The organism is Paraburkholderia unamae, from assembly GCF_003096875.1.
GTDB lineage: Bacteria > Pseudomonadota > Gammaproteobacteria > Burkholderiales > Burkholderiaceae > Paraburkholderia > Paraburkholderia unamae.
This window is the reverse complement of sequence record NZ_QEOB01000075.1, coordinates 1-1,112: the sequence shown is the minus strand read 5'-3', so window position 1 is coordinate 1,112 and position 1,112 is coordinate 1. Positions and strand designations below refer to the sequence as shown.

Sequence of the window (1,112 nt, the reverse complement as noted above, 5' to 3'; positions counted from 1 at the left end):
GACGTCGTCACGATCGATTCGAACAGCCTGCTCCACGCTGACGAAACGACGTACAGCACGATCTCGGGTGGCGCTGGCAACAACACGCTGGTGGCGAACTACGCAGCTCAAACGACCGATACGGCGCTGGGCAGCAACTCGCACATCTCGGGCTTCACGACGCTGGCTCTGGGTTCGGATGCAGTGTCCGACAGCCACACTGGCTCGGTCTATGTGGCTGGCGTGCCGGCTGTGACGGCAGTGGCTCAGGTTTCCAACCTGACCTTCTCGCAGGGCCATGACTACAACGTGAGCAACGTCGTAGGTGAGTCGATCTCCGTGACCATCACGGTCGGGGTTACGCCGCACGTCATCTCGTATGACATTACGGGTGACACCACCGTGCAGAACGTTGCCGCTGGGCTGGCTGGCGCGATTTTGGCAGCGGGCCTTACCGGCTTCAGCGTGGCACTCCAGACCGGGGTTATCGTCATCACTGGTCCGTCGGATGGCACGGCGTTCACGATCAGCAACACGACCCTGACCAACGCGGATCCGACTGATATTGACGCTACCGCGACCACGCCGACTCCGGCAGTTCTTGGCTCCGCTGGCACGCCGGCCGACGCAAGCTACGACGCTTCGGGCTTCACGGCTCTGCAAGTCGGCCAGACGGCAGGCGACGTGGCATTCACGAAGGTTGCTGCGGGCACGACGCTTGACGTCACGGCTTCGCAAGGCGGCGCGTCGATCGTCAACTACCTGCTGGCTAACTCGACCGGTTCCAAGGACGCTCTGTCCCTGACGGTTGGCGTGGACGGCGCAGCAGGTTCGAACGGCGTGACGACCACCGTTGCGACGACCGGCATCGAAACGCTGAACATCACGAGCGAAGGCGCTGCGAAGAGCCTGAACACCGTGACGATCGGCGACACGGGCGCGACGAGCATCGTCCTGAACGGCGACGCTAACATCGCCCTGACGCTGAAGACCGACAACCTCGGCGCGTCCGCGACCGGCGTGACGAAGGTCGACGCTTCGGCAGCTACGGGTGCAGTCAACCTGAGCGGCGTGGAACTCTCGTCGAACGGCTCGACCGTCACGGGCGGCGCTGGTCTGCTGACCGTTGCTGG

At 63.7% G+C, this 1,112-nt stretch carries 1 protein-coding gene; it reads left to right on the top strand.

The features are described from left to right. Window positions 1-1,112: hypothetical protein (locus C7402_RS47330; RefSeq protein WP_208949113.1), on the top strand; the 1,112-nt coding region annotated here is incomplete at both ends.